This is a genomic window from Reichenbachiella sp. (assembly GCF_965223055.1).
GTDB lineage: Bacteria > Bacteroidota > Bacteroidia > Cytophagales > Cyclobacteriaceae > Reichenbachiella.
The window spans coordinates 133,159-151,685 of the sequence record NZ_CBDCVM010000003.1 but is presented as its reverse complement, the minus strand read 5'-3'; the positions used below and the strand labels follow the sequence as shown (position 1 = coordinate 151,685).

Genomic DNA, 18,527 nt, shown 5'->3' with positions numbered 1-18,527 from the left:
ATGAGTTGATTGTAAAGAATTTATTTCGTCCTTGGTTTCGAGAGGAAGTAGAGATCAAATTAATAAGGAAGATTACACTTGTATCGCAAATTAGAATCGGACATATAATTAGGGTTGAGTTTAATGACAGAAGAGTAAAGGGTTGGTCAACGCATTTGAATCAAGAAGAAGCTGAAGAGTTGGTTGATAATGTAAAACGCTTAATACAGGATGCCTAATAAGTGCACCTACCAAGCTCTTTTAAGTATTAGCAAAACGACCGCCGCCCTGGCACTCACTTGCAGTGAGTGACAAATCTCTTATCAGATATAGTCTTTTGAAACCTTTCCAAAGTTTAAAACTTTGGAAAAGTTATTCCAGCAGTTATTCCACAGGCCTTCTGGCAACCACTACTTCTTCTTTAAACCAACAGTCCACAATCAAAGATTGCCCTAACTCATATCTATTGAAATGGATCTCTTCCATGGTAGGAAATTGCGCTTCTGCAATGGCCATATTCTTTTCATCATTGATCATCTTGAATTTGTCGTAAGCGGCTATAAATATCGCTCTACGAGCCACGATATCTTTTTCTCCCACACATTCGCTGAAGCTGGACATGTACAAGTTACCTATCAGCTTATACGCTTCTTTGTTGTTGTTTTTGGCAATCGCCTGCTTCGCATATTTGTAAGCGTCTTGTTTCTTTTCTTTTAGTGTCATGGTTTTGGCCAATTCCATATATACATCACCCTCTTGATCTGAAGAGGTCGCTTGTTGCAAGGCTATGCCTAAGAACTTCTGAGCATCTCCTAATCTACGGTCTATAGTTGCTTTTTTGGCAGCGTACATGGCTAGTTTGTAATCAGGGTCAGCTTCAAGGACTATACTCAAGGCCTCTTGTGCTTTGTCATTTACTTCGCAGTCCATTCTAAAAATCATATTGAGATAGCGCTTGGCTTGATTGGGTTCCGCTACTGATTGACCATATATTTCTTCTACTTTGTCACAATTCAGATCTACGGACTGCAGCAGCATTTGATCTATTTTTTCCATGTAGCCCTTTTGATCACCTTGCAATCTGATTTGCTCTGCAATGCGATCGTAATTGGTAAGCACCAATTCTTCATCAAAAGACTGTTTGTGTTTTTTTGCTCGACGCATGACATCAAAATAAGCCAACAAATTGGACTGAGATACTGTTTCTATATTGTCATCAAACCTGACTTGAAAAAGAGAAGCGAGACTGTCGTACTTAGCGGGTTGACTGATCCAATACCTATAAATTGAAGATAGGTATTGATTTTGAACTTTGTCACTATTCCCATAAATCGATAGACGCAATTGGTAGAGGTCTAGAGCTTTTTGCTGAAAAGCTATTTTTGATGTTGCATCATCCGTGTCTTTCATGAGAAATTCATACACTTTCACGCCCTTGATGAAATACTTTTCACCTTCATTTGGGCTGTTTTCGATGATATACTCCAGATTAGTTTGCGCTTTCTTCCAGTCTTTGAGATAGTAATAATCTTGAAACATCAGTTTACAATCTTCCAAAGAAGGTTGGTGTGTTTGTCCAAAGATGCTAAACGAGAAAAAAAAGGCTACGGCGAGGGTTGAAATCCACTTTATCATTTGAGTTTTATTTTGGTTTTGAATACAGAGTTGCAATAACTGTGCTAAAGGTATAAATAGCTTGTTAGGATGCCGTTAAGCTATTTTTATCAAATGAGGTGTCCGATTATATTACAATCAAGAGTCTTCCAGCGTTCAATCATGAACTAGTCTAAAGCCAACGAAAAATGCATTTTGATTAGGAAACCCACATTGTCTGTCTGCAGATCGGCTATGCCTAATTCTTCCGGTATATTGCCCTCCGCGCTCTACCCGTTTTGTTCCTTTTTTCGGTCCTTTTGGGTCTATGGAGTATTTACTAATATCTTCTACAAACCAGTCTTGGCACATTTCCAGTATGTGGCCGTGCATATCGTATAATCCCCAGGCATTTGGCTCCTTGCTGGCTACTGGATGGGTCGTTCTACGAGAATTGCCTGAATGCCAGGTCATAGTATCCCTATCCCCGGCATAGGCTTCTGTGCTACCTGCCCTGCAGGCATATTCCCACTCGGCCTCATAAGGAAGGCGAAATTTGGCTCCTTGTTTATTTAGTTTCTTAATAAACTTCTGAGCATCTTCCCAACTAACAGATTCAACGGGATGATTAGGTCCTTTGATTTTGCTCGGATTATAACCCTTCACAGATTCCCAAATTATCTGCGTAGTTTCCGTTTTGGCTACCCAAAAGCCCTTGGTAAGTTCAACAGAGTGTTGCTTTTCCAGGGCCGCATTTCGTTCGGGTTCGGTTTCAGGACTTCCCATCATGAATTCACCAGGTGCTAGCCAAACCATTTCGATTGATTGACCTTCATTTAGTTGGAAAATTTTGCTTTCTCCGTGTGATTGTGATCGAAGTGAAAAAGTGCAAGCAAGGATTAGGGTGGCGATTGAAATTAAATATTTCATGAGTTTTTTGTTGTAAAAAAGAAATGTAGGAAACAAAAAATCAAAATGTGAGTGACAATCCGTGAGAATTGTGATGGAATGAATCAGTACAGTCGTTTGGCTAATAATAGCACCTCATTGATGTCAGAAAGGTTGATGTCGAATTCGGGGTGAACAGGTAAAACTTTCATTCGTTTACGATTACCTTGGATTAAGGCAGGATGCTCGATCTGATGCCCTTCTACAATCAATAAGTAAGGATCCCCCGTTTTTTTATCAGTCCAGATGTAACAGAATGGCTTATTGTTATACATATAGCAGGGCATTCCATATTTTTTGGTTTCACTGATCAAAGGATCAAACCGCAGCACCAAATCTCTCAAAGTCATCAAGCAACTTTTAGTGGGTTCTTGTTTGTTCAAATAGAATGAAGAAAGATCAGGATGCATGCTCTAATTCAGGAAAAAAGAGTTTGAAAGTAGTTCCATTATTCAGCTGACTCTCCACTTCGATTTGTCCACCCATGGCCTCCAATTGTCTTTTGGTCATAAATAAACCAAGGCCTTGTCCATCGGAAGTGTCATGTAGACGTGTTCCTAATTTGAACATCTTTTCACTGTACTTATCAAGATCAATTCCCAAGCCTCGATCTTTGATAAAGACAGAGGTGCCGGTTTCTTCCTGGTTTGCATAAATCTCCAATAATTTGGATTGATCAGTGATCCCATACTTTAGTGCATTGGTGATCAAATTATGAAAAATACTATCCAGGTATGCAGGAAATGCTTTAATCATATGTGTCTCTTCAATATTAATTTTGATGTCAACATTTTTATGTTGTATGATTTGGTTGGTTAATTTCAGTACTCTTTGCACTGCTTCAGATAAGTTGCAATTCGTTTTTCTTAATTCGCTATTTTCATTTTCAAAGTTGATCAACTCATTGATGTTGGAGATTGAATTATCCAGTTTATTGGTGGTTACTTTGAGCATATCCAGATATCCTTCACTTTCTGGAATAACTCTAATCATTTCGGAAAGTCCCATTAAATTGGCTACAGAAGCCCTGATATTGTGTGAGGTGATATAAGAAAATTCTTTGAGCCGTTGATTTTGGTCTTTGGTAGTCTGAAGTAATTTCTGCAATTCTTTTTCCTTTTCAGATCTCATTTGAATGTTCACCAGCATGTCTGAATAAAGCTTAAGAATAGCAATTTCCTTTTCGGAATACATTTTTTTGCTCATTACTGAATCGAATCCTACGAATCCTACACAGTTTTGCCTGTGCATCAATGGGACGGTGAGCAGACTTTTGATTTCTTGTTCTAAAAGTATACGCTTAGAGCCGCTCTCAGCCATAATTCCTGTGTCTGGAATATAAATAAAGTCCCCCTGAAAATGAGGATCTACCATTTCGGACACTTCATTCATGGGTAGATTTTGTGATTGTTCTTTGACACTCTGAATTTCGGGAGCACACCATTCGAATGTATTGCTTATGGTGCGATTGATGTAGTCAAATTCAAACAAGTACGAACGATCGGCCTGAACATACTCGCCAATTTCCCTGAGTGAATTTTGAATAACGCCATCAACATCCGCAAGGGGAGTGTTGATGTACTTGGAAGAGATCAGCATCAAGAGATTCTGCATTTCATTTTGAGTCTCCAATCTCTTTTTAGTCTCGATTTGCTCTGAAATATCTCTAATACTGGCCTGAACAAAAACTTCATCATCCGTATCTATCCTAGACAGCGTGACGGAAGCATAAAAAAGTTCTCCAGAATATTTTTTGTATTCCCATTCAAATGAATTTGATCCTTTTTCTAAAGCTACTTGTATGACTTCCTCTACTTTTTGGTTAGAAGGAATTCCATCTGGTTGGTACTCAGGCCAAATAGTATGTGGCGGTGTTTTTTTGCACATTTCTATGTTCTCTGCATTGAAAAGCTTAACTACCGCATCATTGCCTGTGACAAACTCTCCATGAGCATTTAATATGATTATGGCATCATTCGAATCTTCAAATAAAGCTTGATATCGCTTTTGATTATCTCGAATCTTTTTTTCCGCTTTTTTGAGTTCACTGATATCCCTGATGAAGGCTACAATACAATCCTGATCTCCCCATTTCATAAAAGAGTATATGGCCTGACCGTAGAAAGTGGACTCGTCTTTTCTAATGAATTCTAATTCTATGGTTTTACTCTCTTTTTCATATTTGCATTCTTTTAGAGTTTTTAACACTTTATAATGATCCTTTGAATTGTGCACTTGGGTTGGAGGGAGGTTCACCATTTCCTCTTGTGAATAGCCCGTCATTTTTTGAACGGCTGGATTGGCATATAAAAAATTACCTTGGTAATAAGAGGCAACTAGAATGCCCTCACTCACTCCTTCAAAAATATTTTGAAACTTAGTCTCAGTATGTATCCTTTCTTCTTCTATTTTTTTGGATTGGGTAATATCTCTTACAGTGGCCTGTAAAAATTGCCTTTCACTGAAATCAACCCGAGTTAATAATACGGTAGCAGGAAAGCATTCACCATTCATTCTTTTGTGAGTCCATTCGAAATAATGTGAACCATTTTTCATGGCGGTCTCAATCATGCGTTTGGCTTTGACAGAAGACTGCTCGCCATCCGGCTGATACTCCGGGGATACTTGCCACGGGCCTAATGAGGTCCATTCTTTCATGTCTTTGACCTTGAACATATTGAGTATAGTATCATTTCCAGTGGTGAACTTCCAAGAAGGAGGTTCAGAAGTCATTATTGCATCTTTTGAAGTTACAAACAATCTCTTGTACATTTCATTTGCCCGTACACGCTCTTCCTCGTGCTTCTTTTTCTCTGTAATATCTACTACTAGTGCAGAGAAGCCATAAATTTTCTTGTGGTCTTTGAGAGGAGCATACATGATGTCGTAATATCTTTTCTGCTCCTCTGGTCCGATAGGTCGGGTGACAGTAAATCGCTCACCACTAAGCGCTCTGTCAAAATGTTCTTTCGCAAGAGATTTTGATTGATGGCCTTCGAAAAAATCCAGGATACAATCACCCTTTTTAGCCTCTTTCCCATAGACGAGCTGCATGAGCTTGGATCCACTCTTGTTTATAGTCAGAATCCGATATGAAGTATCGAGAGAAAAGACGACTAAAGTCTCATAACTATCAAGTATTTGCTCTTGAAGATTCATTTATAGCTGGTAATAATTGGTTAGGCTGTTTAAATATACGTGATCGTAGGTATTGGTACAAGTCAGAATTGGATGACTCTCCAAACTATTATCATTACTCATCACCTTGATTAAGATAATTCATCTCAGACATTTGTTTAGCTTACACTTATTAGAGAACATTGACTATGAATAAAAATCTTTGGTTATTTATTATTCCAGCATTGATCTGGGGCTCTACCTGGTTTACAATCAAGTTTCAACTAGGAGTGGTAGATCCATTGATTTCTGTAGTTTACCGTTACCTATTGGCTGGTGGAATCATGATTACTTTTTGTTTGGCCACTCGAAGGAAAATGAGCTTTTCTATCCAGGAACACGGCTTCATGGCACTTCAAGGATTCTTACTCTTTGGTGTAAATTATTGGTTAGTCTATGAAGCTGAAGTCTATCTGGCTAGCGGCTTGATTGCAGTTGCTTATTCTACATTGGTTTTTTTGAATTCTATGTTTGGTGCTTTGTTTCTCCATCGACCGATTAATCGCCAAATATTAATGGCCGCTTTGCTTGGCCTTATGGGAACAGTTTTGATTTTTGGCAATGAGTTTTTGGGCCTTACTTTTTCAAAAGAAACCATTGTAGGTACGATCATTACAGCAATTTCTGTGATCATCGCCTCTTTGGGTAATATCACCTCGGCTCGTAATTCAGCGAATAATATTCCTGTTATTCAAGCTAATGCATATGGTATGTTGTATGGAGGGGTATGGATGGGATTGTTAGCACTATTACTTGACAGACCGTTTAGTTTTGACCCCTCTTGGAGCTATATCATTTCCTTGGCTTACCTTACTGTTTTTGGTTCCATCGTAGCCTTTGGAACCTACCTGACTTTGATTAGTAGAGTAGGAGCGGATAAGGCCGCTTATGCGCTTGTAATTATTCCTGTCATTGCCATAGGAATCTCTTATGTTTTTGAAGATTATCAAATGACCATCTATGCAGCCGTAGGTATCATTCTGATTTTGATAGGAAATGTACTAGCTGTACAAAAAAGGAAAGGGGATGCTTAGCAAAGCATTCTTATTAAAATTGATTGTGATTTCTTTCAACAGTAAAGAGATCAACCCAATATCTTATTCTTCAGATGAAGAATTCCATTATTAATCTCTTTAGATATATTAAAACCATATACTGCCACACAGTATAATACTCCGATGCAAGCAGACCGAATGGCCAGGTCATACAGACTATTATCATTTTTTGGTATTATCGAGCCGATAAATAGCACCACAATTCCAATCACCAGTAGCTTTCCATTATTCCAAGTAAAGGGTATGAATCCAAATTTTGATTTGATGAAAGCCATTTTAATCACTCCAAATATAAAAAGGGCTAACATCGAGGCAAATGCGGCACCAGAGATACCATACTTAGGAATCAAGAACAGGTTAAGGCAGACCATGAGTACGGCCAAAATCGCAATAGTGATTACATTGAATTTGTAGTATTTTGACATAGCGATAATTGGGCTGCTATTGGCAAAAGCCATTTCCATTACTTTGGATAAACCAATAAAGTAAACCACATATTTTCCAGTAGCGAATACTTCTCCATTCGACATAAGATCAAAAATGTTATCCAAATTGCAGACCAAACCGATAAAGCACAGTCCACCCACTACCATTTGATTGATGGAGGTTTGCTTGTAGATTTTTTCTACGGCAGCCATATCTTGATTCTCTAAAGAATCAGAAACTAAAGGCGTGGTGATTTGAATAATCACACGTCTGGAAAGTTCAATCATAACCGCAAAATAGAATACTGTGGAGTATACACCATTAGCTTCTAGCCCTAAGGCCGATGAAATCATGATTTGATCAATGTTCAATACAATATTTGCACTTCCGGATCCGATCATCACGAATAATGAATACATGGCCATCCTTTGTAAAAGTGATTTGTCTATCCAATGGAATTTCAGGCTGAATTTGAGCTCCCCTAAATAATTAGTGTAACCCAATAGCATCATAAGCATCAAACTATACATCACTATTAGTCCATAAACCAACTGATGAAATGAAATGAATTGTAGAAAGTAAAGAGAAACTCCAATGGAAAACATGAGTCTCAGCATGACTTCCTTTATGATGTTCTGTACAATAGTTTTTAAGAATAGCCTACTGTAAACTTCAAACAAAGATTGAAGTGATAAGATGAGAACTAGCACTATCACGACTAAAAAATACTCTGATAAGAGCGCAGAATTAGTGCTAAAATATGCCTTGATAGGTTCTTCAAATAGATATATGATTGCACATGAAATAATAAATCCGATCAATATTACAATGACACAGAAAGTAACGAGCTGAGTAAGGCCTTCAGGCTTTTTCTTTAATTCTGGTGCAAATTTTTGAAGTGTACTAGCGATACCGAGCTGAGCGAATGAAGTAATCAAAAAGGCAGTAGAGGGTATAACTCTAAGTAAACCAATCTGCTCGGTGGAAAGGAATAAGGGAAATAGAATAATGGTATTTACAAACCCTATGGCAGCACCGAGATAGGTGAAAAAGGCAGAAATACTACTTTGTTTGATAACTACTCCCAATCGTTTTTTGAGCTATGGTCCGCCGCAATGATAACTTATAAACTGTAATTTGGTATTTAATTCTAATGCAATTTGTAAGTTTATATTTCAATTCTAAAAGATGACTATCGTGACGAACGCAGAAATAAAATCCAAACTCAAACTTGCCTCCAAACTCATGGAGCTTCATGGAGATAATCCCTTCAAAATACGAGGTTATCAAACCGCCGCAGATACGATTAGTGATTTACAGGTAGAGATGAGCACCATGTCTATAGATGATATCCCAAAGATTGATGGTATAGGAAAGGGCATGGCTGCAAACGTTACTCAACTGTTGGAGAGAGGATCATTCGATGGAATGGATCAGCTGATGGAGGATACACCTTCTGGAGTAGTAGAAATGTTCAAAATCTCTGGTTTTGGTCCTAAGAAAATTGCAGTGCTTTGGAAAGACGGAGGAGCTGAGACCATGGACGATTTGCTTTATATGTGCCAACACGGAAAAGTTGCTCAACTCAAGGGCTTTGCAGAAAAATCTCAGGATGCACTAATGAGTGCAGTGCAGTTTGCGATCCGTTGTAGGGGATTGGAACGTTACGCCAATGTCGAGCCAATTATGACATTGATACTGTCTGATTTTGAAAAACAACCATCTATAACTTTGTTTTCTGAAACGGGAGAATTGCGGCGTCGGATGGAAGTGATTGGATGCTTAGAGTTTTTGGTTGCTTCTGACAATTTTGAATCAACACGTCAAGTAATCAATGGATTGGCTGCTTTTACAGAGAATGAAAAATCATCCGGGCCTTATACTTGGAGTGGACATTATGACAATTGCACTGTACCTGTTAAGATTAGATTCAGTAGTACAGATCATTTTTACAATGCCTTGGTAGAAACTACCGCTCACCCAAAACACTTCAATTTACCTGTGGAAAGTGATAAAAGTATTCGGTCTGTAGTAAGAGAAAAGGCATATGAGTCTGAAGAAGCCATTTATAAGGCTGCCGGTTTATCTTTTGTGGTACCTGAAATGAGAGAAGGAGAGTTTGAAATAGATTTGGCCAAACAAAACAAGCTACCTCATCTGATAGAAATGAATGACCTCAGAGGGATTTTACATAATCACTCTACTTATAGTGACGGTAAACATACCTTGCGTCAAATGGCGGAGTATTGTAAGGAGTTAGGTTACGAATATTTGGGCATTTCTGATCACAGTCAAACCGCAGTATATGCGAATGGCCTTCAAGACTTTAGAGTCAAAGAACAGCAAGAGGAAATTAAGAAGCTAAATGAAGAACTGGCTCCATTCAAGGTGTTTTCTGGTATTGAGTCAGACATTCTCGCAGATGGTTCTCTAGACTATTCTGACGATGTATTGGCCAGTTTTGATTTTATTGTAGCTTCAGTTCATTCAGGTTTGAATATGGATATAAACAAAGCTACCAATAGGCTTTTGACAGCTATTCATAATCCATATACAACTATTCTTGGGCATATGACGGGGCGTCTGATTCTTGAAAGAGAAGGCTACCCCGTAGATCATAAAGCAGTGATAGATGCCTGTGCTGAAAGAGGTGTGGTTATAGAAATCAATGCTAGTCCCTATCGTTTAGATATAGATTGGCGCTGGGTGCATTATGCGATCGAAAAAGGTGTCAAACTAAGCATTAACCCAGACGCACACAAAATGGAAGGCTATAAAGATATGTACTATGGTCTATTGGCTGGTCGAAAAGGTGGACTGACCAAAGAGAAGTGCTTAAATGCTATGAGTTTAGAGGAGATTTCTGGGTATTTTTTAAAACGAAAATCGAATTGATTCCATAGCTCAGGGTTTAAACCCTGAGCTATGAATAGGCGAAACCACCATGAAAACCCTTTACCTCGTTCGTCACGCCAAGTCTAGCTGGAAGGATCCCAGCCTGAGAGACCGTGATCGTCCATTGAACAAACGGGGTAAGCGAGATGGACCAAGAATGGCCGCGTTTCTAAAAGAAAAAATAAACTGTCCGGATGTTTTTATTAGCAGTCCATCGAGAAGGACTCGGGATACTGCAGCATATTTTTTGCGTGCATTTGATCGTTTGATTGAAGCTTTAGAACTGGAAGAAGAATTATATCATGGAGATGAACAAGATATTGAAAGCACTATTCAGTCCATCGATGAGCGTCATGATTCCGCCATGATTTTTATTCATAACCCAGGTATTACGGACTATGTAAACGAGCTGACAGGGGAGGAAATTTTTAATATCCCAACTTGCGGAGTGGTCGGTATTCAATTGGATACTCAAGATTGGAATCAAATTCGGCAAGCGCAGGCAAAAAAGCTTTTTTATTACTATCCGAAAGGCGTAGATTTACATACCCAATAACGTGCAGCGTTACCATTCCCAAAACTACGTATGAATGTAGCAGATATTGTTCCTTGATGAAAAGGATCGATCTGACTTTGAACGAACATTATTTTTAATACACAGAAGAATTTATGGCTTATCAACCAGCAACAGACCGATATGATACTATGAAATACCGAAGATGTGGGAAATCGGGACTTTTATTACCGGCTATTTCCTTGGGGTTATGGCACAACTTCGGACATGTAGACAAGTATGAAAATAGCCGAGAAATGATCAGATATGCATTTGATCACGGTATCACTCACTTTGATTTGGCCAACAACTATGGACCACCTGCAGGCTCGGCCGAAGAGAATTTTGGCAAGATGATGCGAGAAGAATTGCAACCCTACAGAGACGAAATTTTGATCTCCACAAAGGCTGGACATGAGATGTGGGCTGGTCCTTATGGGGAGTGGGGTGGCAGAAAGCATATACTCTCCAGTCTTGACCAATCTCTGAAAAGGTTGAGTGTAGACTATGTAGATATTTTTTACTCTCACCGGCCAGACCCTAATACTCCGCTAGAAGAAACTGCCTTGGCGCTGGATCAAGCCGTGAAGCAAGGGAAAGCACTATATGTAGGGATATCCAAGTACAACCCAGAACAAACCAAAGTGATGAAGGGTATCTTGGAAGAACTGAAAACTCCATTTATTATTCATCAGGATAGGTATTCTATGTTTGATAGGCACATGGAGGAAAGCTTAAATGCCGTTTTGGAAGACGAGGGAATTGGAGCCATCGTTTTTTCTCCGTTGGCACAGGGATTACTCACAGATAGATACCTAAATGGAATTCCGGAAAATTCACGAGCAGCAAGGTCGTCTTCACCTTTTCTTCAAAAAGACCACATCACTGAAGAAAAAGTAAATCAAATCAAAAAGCTGAAGGATATAGCTGATGCTCGTGGGCAGATGATTTCTCAATTGGCCATTGCATGGTTGTTGAGAAATGATGTAGTGACTTCTGTTCTTATAGGAGCTAGCAGCGTAGAGCAGCTCAAGCAGAATCTGGTGAGCATTGAAAATATTGAGTTTAGTCAACAAGAGCTGGATGAAATAGAGAATATTTTAAAAGGTTAAATGAATGAGGCTGTCTCAAAAGTCAAATAAACTGTCAGGCTGAGCGGTTCGCCGCCCGGGTATTCGAAGCCTTGCTGCTAGTAGCAGACAGACATTTCGACGAAGCTCAATGTGACACTTTTAGATTATTACTACTTTTGAGTCAGCCTTCTTTTTTGTTTTCAATAGGGAATGGGTTAATATTAATGCTTAGCCATTTATACTTCGAACCCACCAAAATGAAAAAGTCACTGTTTGCATTTTTGCTTTCTACCAGCATCTCATTAGCTGTATTTGCTCAGAATCCTACCATTCCCTACGGCAATAACCCCGACGCAGGGAAATACGCTGAGGTGAATGGAATCAAGGTCTATTATGAAATTTATGGAGAAGGTGAGCCCTTACTGCTCATCCATGGCAATGGAGGTTCTGTCAAATCTAGCACTCCAAAAATAGACTACTACAAAGACAAGTATCAGGTAATTATTATGGATAGTCGAGGACATGGTAAGACGAAAGATGTAGGAGATAGTCTTACATATAAGCAAATGACTGCTGATATTAATGCAGTGTTGGATCAACTGGATATCGATTCTTGTCTTATTTGGGGACAGAGCGATGGAGGAATTATTGGGTTGAAACTGGCGATAGACTACCCGGATAAGGTGAAGAGGCTAGCAGTGTTTGGTGCTAATCTGAGACCTGAGCCTGATGTCGTCGATGAAAGGATTGAAGATTGGCTAAATAATGCGCTGACAGAGACCACAGATGAGTATAAATTGAAGTTGCTTCGGTTGATGAAATATCAGCCTCAAATTCCCACTTCGGATTTAGATAAAATAAGTGCTCCAGTTTTAGTGATGACAGGCGACCGAGATGTGATTCGTTTGGAACACTCGATAGAAATGTTTTCCAATATCAAACAGTCCAATTTATTTGTGATGCCCGGAGCAACACATTTTGGTTCATATGAAAAACCAGAATTGTTCTTTCAAGTGCTCGACGACTTCTTTACAAAACCTATATCTACGAAGTCGACTTTCGACATTATCAAAAACATGAAGTACTAAGTGATGGAGATTAAAAAAGTAATGATCGCTGGAGGAGGAACTTTAGGTTCTCAAATTGCCTGGCAAACCGCTTTTAAAGGATTTGATGTTGTAGTCTACGATGCTTTTGAAAATGGTATAGCTGCTAGTCAGAAATTTCATCACCAATTTGCCGGAATTTTCGAAAAGTCGCTAGGCGCAACTTCTGATGAAATTCAATTAGCCAAAGATAGGTTGAACTACACTACAAATTTGGAAGATGCTGTTCGAGGAACCGATTTTATTAGTGAATCAGTTCCTGAAAATCTTGAAATCAAAAGTGAGTTTTATAAGAAGTTATCGAAAGTGGTGTCGGATGAGGTTATCATTACATCCAATTCATCTACACTCTTGCCCAGCGACTTTGTCGACTCGGTTAAAAAACCCGAAAGGTTCTTGGCGCTGCATTTTGCCAATATGATCTGGACTTTCAATGTGGCTGAAGTGATGGCACACCCTGCCACAAGTTCGGAGGCGAAAGAACAAACAATTACATTCGCCAAAGCCATTGGTATGGTGCCCATCGTGCTCAAAAAAGAGCAGAATGGCTACGTCCTCAATTCCATTTTAGGTCCCATGCTTACCGCCGCATTGGATTTGGTGGAGCAGGGGGTGGTTGACTTTCAGGAAGTAGACCGCACCTGGATGATTTCAGGTAATCCGAGAGGCCCTTTCATGATCATGGATATGATTGGCTTGGAAACGATGTACAACGTGATGATACACTGGGGAGAGGTGAACAAGGATAAACAGAAGTTAGCAAACGCCTCTTATCTCAAAACCAATTATCTGGACAAAGGAAGGTTAGGCATTAAAACCAAAGGCGGGTTTTATGATTATCCTAATCCAGCTTTTAAGGAACCTGGGTTTTTGAAGTAGATTTTTTCTCATTTTGAACGAGCCAGACGATAGGATGGGGGAGTGAGAAATCTTAACATTAATGGATGCCTACTCCTCAATCCTCATATCATCAGACAACTCATTGTCTGGCTTCACCACATTCACAAAGCCATTGGAAAGTAGCAAGTCTTCACATTTTTTGATCGCATCGGCAATGCCCTTTGCTGGATGATTGGCTTTGATCCCCTGAATGACCAAACCTAAGACCTCGTTCCAGTCTTCTTGTTGGATCTTGTCATTGATGCCTGAGTCGCCTAAGACTTGCACTTGATGCTCCAATTCACTGATGTAGATCAGAATACCTATTCTGTCGGTGGTGTTGAAAATTTCTTCTTGTAAGAAAATGTCTCTGGCTTTGGTCAAGACTCGATGAGAGACAACGGAGTCCGGAGTGAATGACACTCTTAGTGAAGGAATGAAATAGGGGATGGCAAATCCTAAAACAGTTGTTCCAATACCAATAATACAAATAGACATTACCCCCAGTGAGGCAGGCAACAACCACAAATAGGAGAGTGTAGCGACCAGTGCAAGAAACAGCACACCAAATAGCCCAGCTAGTTTCCAGCAAGCCATCAAATAGCTATCGCTTTCTCGGGCAAAATATACCACGAGTTCCCCGGCAGTTTTCTGCTCTAGCTCCTGCACGGCCTCTTTGACCAGTTTTTTATCCGCTTCCGAAAATTCAAATTTCTTTCTCATATTTCTAATGGCTCAAAGCCAATTATTCATTAATCACTATTCATTAATCACTCATCACTATTCTCTCAATCTACCAACCTCCAGAAGCACCACCGCCTCCGAAGCCACCACCTCCGCCAGAGAAACCGCCAAATCCGCCGCCACCAGAAGAAAAGCCGCCTCCAGAGCCGCCGTAGTAGCCACCTCCATAATATCCGCCGCCGCCTCGACCACCAGTAGAATTACTGAATAGTACGAATAGCGAAACAATGAATGAAAAGATGCCCATAATCACATTAGCCATAATCCAAGCCAACAGCACTGCAATGACTAAAGCCACGATGAACTTCATCGATGATTTTTTAATCATTGCCTTAATAACACTGAGAATAATCAACCCAAATACAATCAAGCCTATAGAGAAATTTTTAGCAGAGCCTTGAGGTCTGTAATTCTTTTTTGTTACGGCAGGTAAATCCTCACCATTGATCAGATCCATGATGGCATCCACGCCTTTGTTGATTCCTGAAGCAAACTGACTATGTCTAAATTCTGGCGTGATTATATTTTCAATGATACGCTTGGCGTAAATGTCTGGAATGGCGCCTTCCAATCCATAACCCACATCAATTCTGATCTTACGATCACCCATGGCGACGATCATCAACACCCCGTCATCAATGCCGCCGCGACCTATTTCCCATTTTTCTGCTACGCGAATGCTGAATTGTTCGATTTCTTCTGGTTTGGTTGAAGTAAGAATCAGAACGGCTATTTGACTGCCTTTAGTTTCTTCGAAGCGCCTGAGTTTGTCCTCAAGGTATTCCAGATCATTACCAGAAATAGTTTGAGTCAAGTCTGTTATCCGTTGCTTATTTTCGGGGATGGCCACATAGTCCTGAGCAATTGTAATATTGCTGAGAAAAATGAAACATATAAAGACAAAAAGAGTTGGAGTATTCTTGATTTTCATTCCAGCTAAAGTAGTAAATTTGATTTTTAACCAAGTAAGAAGATGAGTAAAAAGACATGGATAATATTAGGCGTACTAGCCGTCGTGGTAATTTGGATGTATAGTTCAGTAACTGGAAAATACAACAACATGGTGACTATGGACGAAGGGGTGACCGCTCAATGGGCCAATGTAGAAACGCAGTACCAAAGACGTGCGGATTTGATTCCCAATTTGGTGAGTACAGTAAAAGGTTATGCCGCTCACGAAAAAGAAACTTTGGAAGCTGTAGTGCAGGCCAGGGCTAAAGCCACCAGCACCACCATCGATGCTGGCAACTTGAATGCTGCTTCAATGCAGCAGTTTCAAGAAGCGCAGAGTGGGTTGTCTTCTGCATTATCAAGATTGTTGGTAACGGTGGAGAAATACCCTGATCTAAAAGCCAATCAGAACTTCTTGGAGCTACAGGCGCAGTTGGAAGGCACTGAGAACAGAATCGCCGTGGAGCGCAGAAGATTCAATGAATCAGTACAAGGTTATAATACTTACATCAGAAAATTTCCTAATACGATCTTCGCAGGCATGTTTGGCTTCGAAAAGAAAGTAGCCTTTGCTGCTCAAGAGGGCAGTGAGAATGCGCCGAAGGTGGAGTTTTAGGACCTATTATTATCATTTGAGAAAAAACACAAACGTCATCACGAGGAAACGAAGTGATCTTATTAATGCGTAGGAAACTTAACATTAAGATTGCTTCACTCCGTTCGCAATTACGTACTATTTCTCAAATGATTTTTGCTAAACTATAATATTCGATGCCAACATTCTCAGATATCATCAACTCAGACCAGCCCGTACTAGTGGATTTCTACGCCGATTGGTGTGGGCCTTGTCAGCAAATGGCTCCCGTGCTTTCAGAACTTAAAAGTGAGGTGAAAGGTAAAGCACAGGTGATCAAAGTGGATGTGGACAAGAATCAAAAAGCCTCTCAGGTCTATCAGATACGATCCATTCCTACGATTATTTTGTTTAAAAAAGGACAGGTATTGTGGAGACACTCGGGTACTGCATCTAAGCATCAACTCAAATCAGTAATAGAAGCCAATTTATGAAGCGCTGGGTCTTCATCATAGTGCTCATTCCTACACTTTGTCAAGCTCAGGACGATATGAAAAAGAAAGCCTTTTATACGTTAATCAATTCATTGATCAGCCATTCGGTGGAGGAGGTTAAAGCCAATGAAGTAGAAAGTGAAGAAGTGATTTGGCTGGATGCCAGAGAGCAAAAGGAGTTTGAAGTCAGTCATATCGAAAATGCTCAATTTGTAGGATACGACAATTTCAAAATCAAATCAGTGAAAGATATTGACAAAGATGCTGAGATCGTTGTGTACTGCTCTATTGGTTATAGAAGCGAGAAAGTAGCCGAAAAGCTAGAGAAGGCTGGATTCACTAATGTGAAGAATCTATATGGCGGCATCTTCGATTGGGTCAACTCGGGAAAAGATGTGGTGGACGAGGAAGGAAACGTTACCCAAAAAGTACATGGCTACGGCCGCACTTGGGGAGTCTGGTTGAATGATGCCGAGACGGTTTACTGAATAATTTAAATCCTAAAAATCGAAAAAAGCTCCAAAGCTAATTCGTTGTGCGGCGCGAGCCTTTTGCACCGACTGAATCATGCCATTGCCAGTGTCAATCGTCCCTGTGTATTGTATATCTCTATTGCCCAAATTGTATTCAATACCCACAGACAATCCTGGAATCGGATCATACATCACATTAATTAGCATGTATTCATGATCTAAATTTAATGTCGTATTGGTAGCGTTGTATCCTGGTGGGTCGATGGTGAGCATGGCAATCTCGGCTGTTTTGAAATCAGAAAAACCAAGAACTATATTGGCATGCCAACGTTGGCCGAACCAATGTTCGTAGGATATCCAACTGCCCAGCACCGGTACGGTTGAGATGTCTCCATTCCCTGTGGGTACCCCATCGTAGTTGTGTCCCCAAAATGAAGATAAATAGCTGGAAATACCTTTGCCGACTACCATCTGGAATTGAGCAGGGTTTTTAGTGGCTTCATTGGTTTGCAAATATCCTGAAAGTGCGGTGCCGTATCCTGGTTTGGATTGGATGACGCCATTGTAGTCATAGTTCAAATTTCGATAAATGGCAGAAATTCTGAGATGACCGAAGTTACCTGATTTTTTTATTGCGCCAATAAAGTCTGGAGCAAGCGGGTAGGTCGAATTCAAAGATGGATCGATCGATTCATCGAATCTGATTTCATGCGATGGGTTTTGGATGCCGATTTCAAACTTCCATTGATTGTCATTCTCAAAATAAAATTTAATCTGCGTAGCTCGATGCCATAAGCCTGAGGGTGGCCCATCCCAATCCAACACGTTAGGCCATATATCCTTGTCACCAAAAAAGCTCCAATCTTGCCCTACGTGTAAAAATTTGAAGTCGAACCATAAGTGCCGAAGTCTAAAGTGCCCACCGTCGGTCCAAAAGTCACCTTCCATATAGCCTACAAAATCACCATGCTTGGTTTTACGTTTGCTCCATAATCTTACCTGAGACTGGACCATATCCATCGAAAATCTATTGCGGTCGTCGTTGCCCCAAACGTCGATTTGGCCTACATTAAATGTGGATTGTTTTTGTAAGCCACCATTGATATCATAGATACCATTGAGTTTGGCTTTCACTAGCAAAAAACCTTCCCAGGCGGGTTCTTCTTCTATTAGCTCGTCTGACTGCCAATGTAAAATAGGGAGTTTGGCAAAAGGCACGGGTTCGACATCGTAGGTTTTACTACCAAAAGATTGGGCCAAAAGAAATTTGGAGCAAAATAAGAATACAAGAGAAAAATAAGTGCTTTTCATTTGTAATGAAATTAGTCGATTTGGTAAGAATTACCAAAAATCTATTGCAGAGTCGATTTTATTCGTTGATTACGTCAATTCCTTCAGAAGGAGGGATCATTTGCAACTCCCTTATATAATGCCCATTAAACATCAGGTTGCAAAAAATCAATACATTTGTTTATCTGGCCTCGTAGTTCAATGGATAGAATAGGCGTTTCCTAAACGCTTGATCTAGGTTCGATTCCTAGCGAGGCTACATAATAAGTTTAAAAGGAGTTTCCTAAACTTTAGATCCAGCTGGGTGGCCGGTGCCA

The 18,527-nt window shown here is 39.9% G+C and carries 17 protein-coding genes and 1 tRNA gene; 10 read left to right on the top strand and 8 right to left on the bottom strand.

Going from position 1 to position 18,527, the window contains the following annotated elements:
• Positions 1-363: 363 nt before the first annotated feature.
• From ACOQO5_RS01115 to ACOQO5_RS01100, 4 genes are all read right to left on the bottom strand, one after another.
• Complete coding sequence (locus ACOQO5_RS01115; RefSeq protein WP_420579833.1) at positions 364-1,614, bottom strand: tetratricopeptide repeat protein; 1,251 nt, start codon at positions 1,612-1,614, stop codon at positions 364-366.
• Between the two features lie 135 nt (positions 1,615-1,749).
• The gene (locus ACOQO5_RS01110) at positions 1,750-2,502 is read right to left on the bottom strand and encodes a formylglycine-generating enzyme family protein (protein WP_420579832.1); all 753 of its coding nucleotides are present in this window, start codon (positions 2,500-2,502) and stop codon (positions 1,750-1,752) included.
• 83 nt (positions 2,503-2,585) lie between these two features.
• Positions 2,586-2,870 carry a DUF1801 domain-containing protein gene (locus ACOQO5_RS01105; protein ID WP_420579831.1) on the bottom strand — a complete coding sequence of 95 codons (285 nt, stop codon included), beginning with the start codon at positions 2,868-2,870 and terminating at the stop codon, positions 2,586-2,588.
• Positions 2,871-2,919: 49 nt separating this feature from the next.
• Positions 2,920-5,679: a PAS domain S-box protein gene (locus ACOQO5_RS01100; RefSeq protein WP_420579830.1), complete on the bottom strand. Its 2,760-nt coding sequence runs from the start codon at positions 5,677-5,679 to the stop codon at positions 2,920-2,922.
• Between the two features lie 167 nt (positions 5,680-5,846).
• Here ACOQO5_RS01100 and ACOQO5_RS01095 point away from each other — a divergent pair, with 167 nt between their 5' ends.
• Complete coding sequence (locus ACOQO5_RS01095; RefSeq protein ID WP_420579829.1) at positions 5,847-6,731, top strand: DMT family transporter; 885 nt, start codon at positions 5,847-5,849, stop codon at positions 6,729-6,731.
• 50 nt (positions 6,732-6,781) lie between these two features.
• On the opposite strand, the gene ACOQO5_RS01090 is transcribed toward ACOQO5_RS01095, so the two are convergent.
• Positions 6,782-8,266 carry a lipopolysaccharide biosynthesis protein gene (locus ACOQO5_RS01090; protein WP_420579828.1) on the bottom strand — a complete coding sequence of 495 codons (1,485 nt, stop codon included), beginning with the start codon at positions 8,264-8,266 and terminating at the stop codon, positions 6,782-6,784.
• Positions 8,267-8,366: 100 nt separating this feature from the next.
• Here ACOQO5_RS01090 and polX point away from each other — a divergent pair, with 100 nt between their 5' ends.
• The 5 genes from polX (at position 8,367) to ACOQO5_RS01065 (ending at position 13,684) form a co-directional block, all read left to right on the top strand.
• Complete coding sequence (gene polX, locus ACOQO5_RS01085; protein ID WP_420579827.1) at positions 8,367-10,073, top strand: DNA polymerase/3'-5' exonuclease PolX; 1,707 nt, start codon at positions 8,367-8,369, stop codon at positions 10,071-10,073.
• A gap of 49 nt (positions 10,074-10,122) precedes the next feature.
• Entirely contained in the window at positions 10,123-10,629 is a 507-nt protein-coding gene (locus ACOQO5_RS01080) for a SixA phosphatase family protein (protein WP_420579826.1), read from the top strand.
• 113 nt (positions 10,630-10,742) lie between these two features.
• Positions 10,743-11,738: an L-glyceraldehyde 3-phosphate reductase gene (mgrA, locus tag ACOQO5_RS01075; protein ID WP_420579825.1), complete on the top strand. Its 996-nt coding sequence runs from the start codon at positions 10,743-10,745 to the stop codon at positions 11,736-11,738.
• 218 nt (positions 11,739-11,956) lie between these two features.
• Positions 11,957-12,787 (top strand): alpha/beta fold hydrolase, encoded by an 831-nt coding sequence (locus tag ACOQO5_RS01070; RefSeq protein ID WP_420579824.1) that lies wholly within the window; start codon positions 11,957-11,959, stop codon positions 12,785-12,787.
• 3 nt (positions 12,788-12,790) lie between these two features.
• On the top strand, positions 12,791-13,684 hold the full coding sequence (locus ACOQO5_RS01065) for a 3-hydroxyacyl-CoA dehydrogenase (RefSeq protein ID WP_420579823.1): 894 nt from the start codon (positions 12,791-12,793) through the stop codon (positions 13,682-13,684).
• A 69-nt stretch (positions 13,685-13,753) separates the two neighbouring features.
• Here the strand turns inward: ACOQO5_RS01065 and ACOQO5_RS01060 are convergent, their stop codons facing one another.
• Positions 13,754-14,407 carry a TPM domain-containing protein gene (locus tag ACOQO5_RS01060; protein ID WP_420579822.1) on the bottom strand — a complete coding sequence of 218 codons (654 nt, stop codon included), beginning with the start codon at positions 14,405-14,407 and terminating at the stop codon, positions 13,754-13,756.
• A gap of 70 nt (positions 14,408-14,477) precedes the next feature.
• Positions 14,478-15,359 (bottom strand): TPM domain-containing protein, encoded by an 882-nt coding sequence (locus ACOQO5_RS01055; RefSeq protein ID WP_420579821.1) that lies wholly within the window; start codon positions 15,357-15,359, stop codon positions 14,478-14,480.
• A 42-nt stretch (positions 15,360-15,401) separates the two neighbouring features.
• On the opposite strand from ACOQO5_RS01055, the gene ACOQO5_RS01050 reads away from it, so the two are divergent.
• The 3 genes from ACOQO5_RS01050 to ACOQO5_RS01040 all read left to right on the top strand — a co-directional run bounded on the left by ACOQO5_RS01050 (position 15,402) and on the right by ACOQO5_RS01040 (position 16,935).
• Positions 15,402-15,995, top strand: coding sequence for a LemA family protein (locus ACOQO5_RS01050; RefSeq protein WP_420579820.1), 594 nt, complete (start codon positions 15,402-15,404; stop codon positions 15,993-15,995).
• A gap of 155 nt (positions 15,996-16,150) precedes the next feature.
• Positions 16,151-16,447 carry a thioredoxin gene (trxA, locus tag ACOQO5_RS01045; RefSeq protein WP_420579819.1) on the top strand — a complete coding sequence of 99 codons (297 nt, stop codon included), beginning with the start codon at positions 16,151-16,153 and terminating at the stop codon, positions 16,445-16,447.
• The gene (locus tag ACOQO5_RS01040) at positions 16,444-16,935 is read left to right on the top strand and encodes a rhodanese-like domain-containing protein (protein WP_420579818.1); all 492 of its coding nucleotides are present in this window, start codon (positions 16,444-16,446) and stop codon (positions 16,933-16,935) included. Before trxA ends, ACOQO5_RS01040 begins: the two co-directional genes overlap by 4 nt.
• Before the next feature lie 12 nt (positions 16,936-16,947).
• On the opposite strand, the gene ACOQO5_RS01035 is transcribed toward ACOQO5_RS01040, so the two are convergent.
• Positions 16,948-18,231 (bottom strand): hypothetical protein, encoded by a 1,284-nt coding sequence (locus tag ACOQO5_RS01035; RefSeq protein WP_420579817.1) that lies wholly within the window; start codon positions 18,229-18,231, stop codon positions 16,948-16,950.
• 166 nt (positions 18,232-18,397) lie between these two features.
• On the opposite strand from ACOQO5_RS01035, the gene ACOQO5_RS01030 reads away from it, so the two are divergent.
• Positions 18,398-18,469: transfer RNA gene (locus ACOQO5_RS01030), tRNA-Arg, on the top strand.
• Positions 18,470-18,527 lie beyond the last annotated feature (58 nt).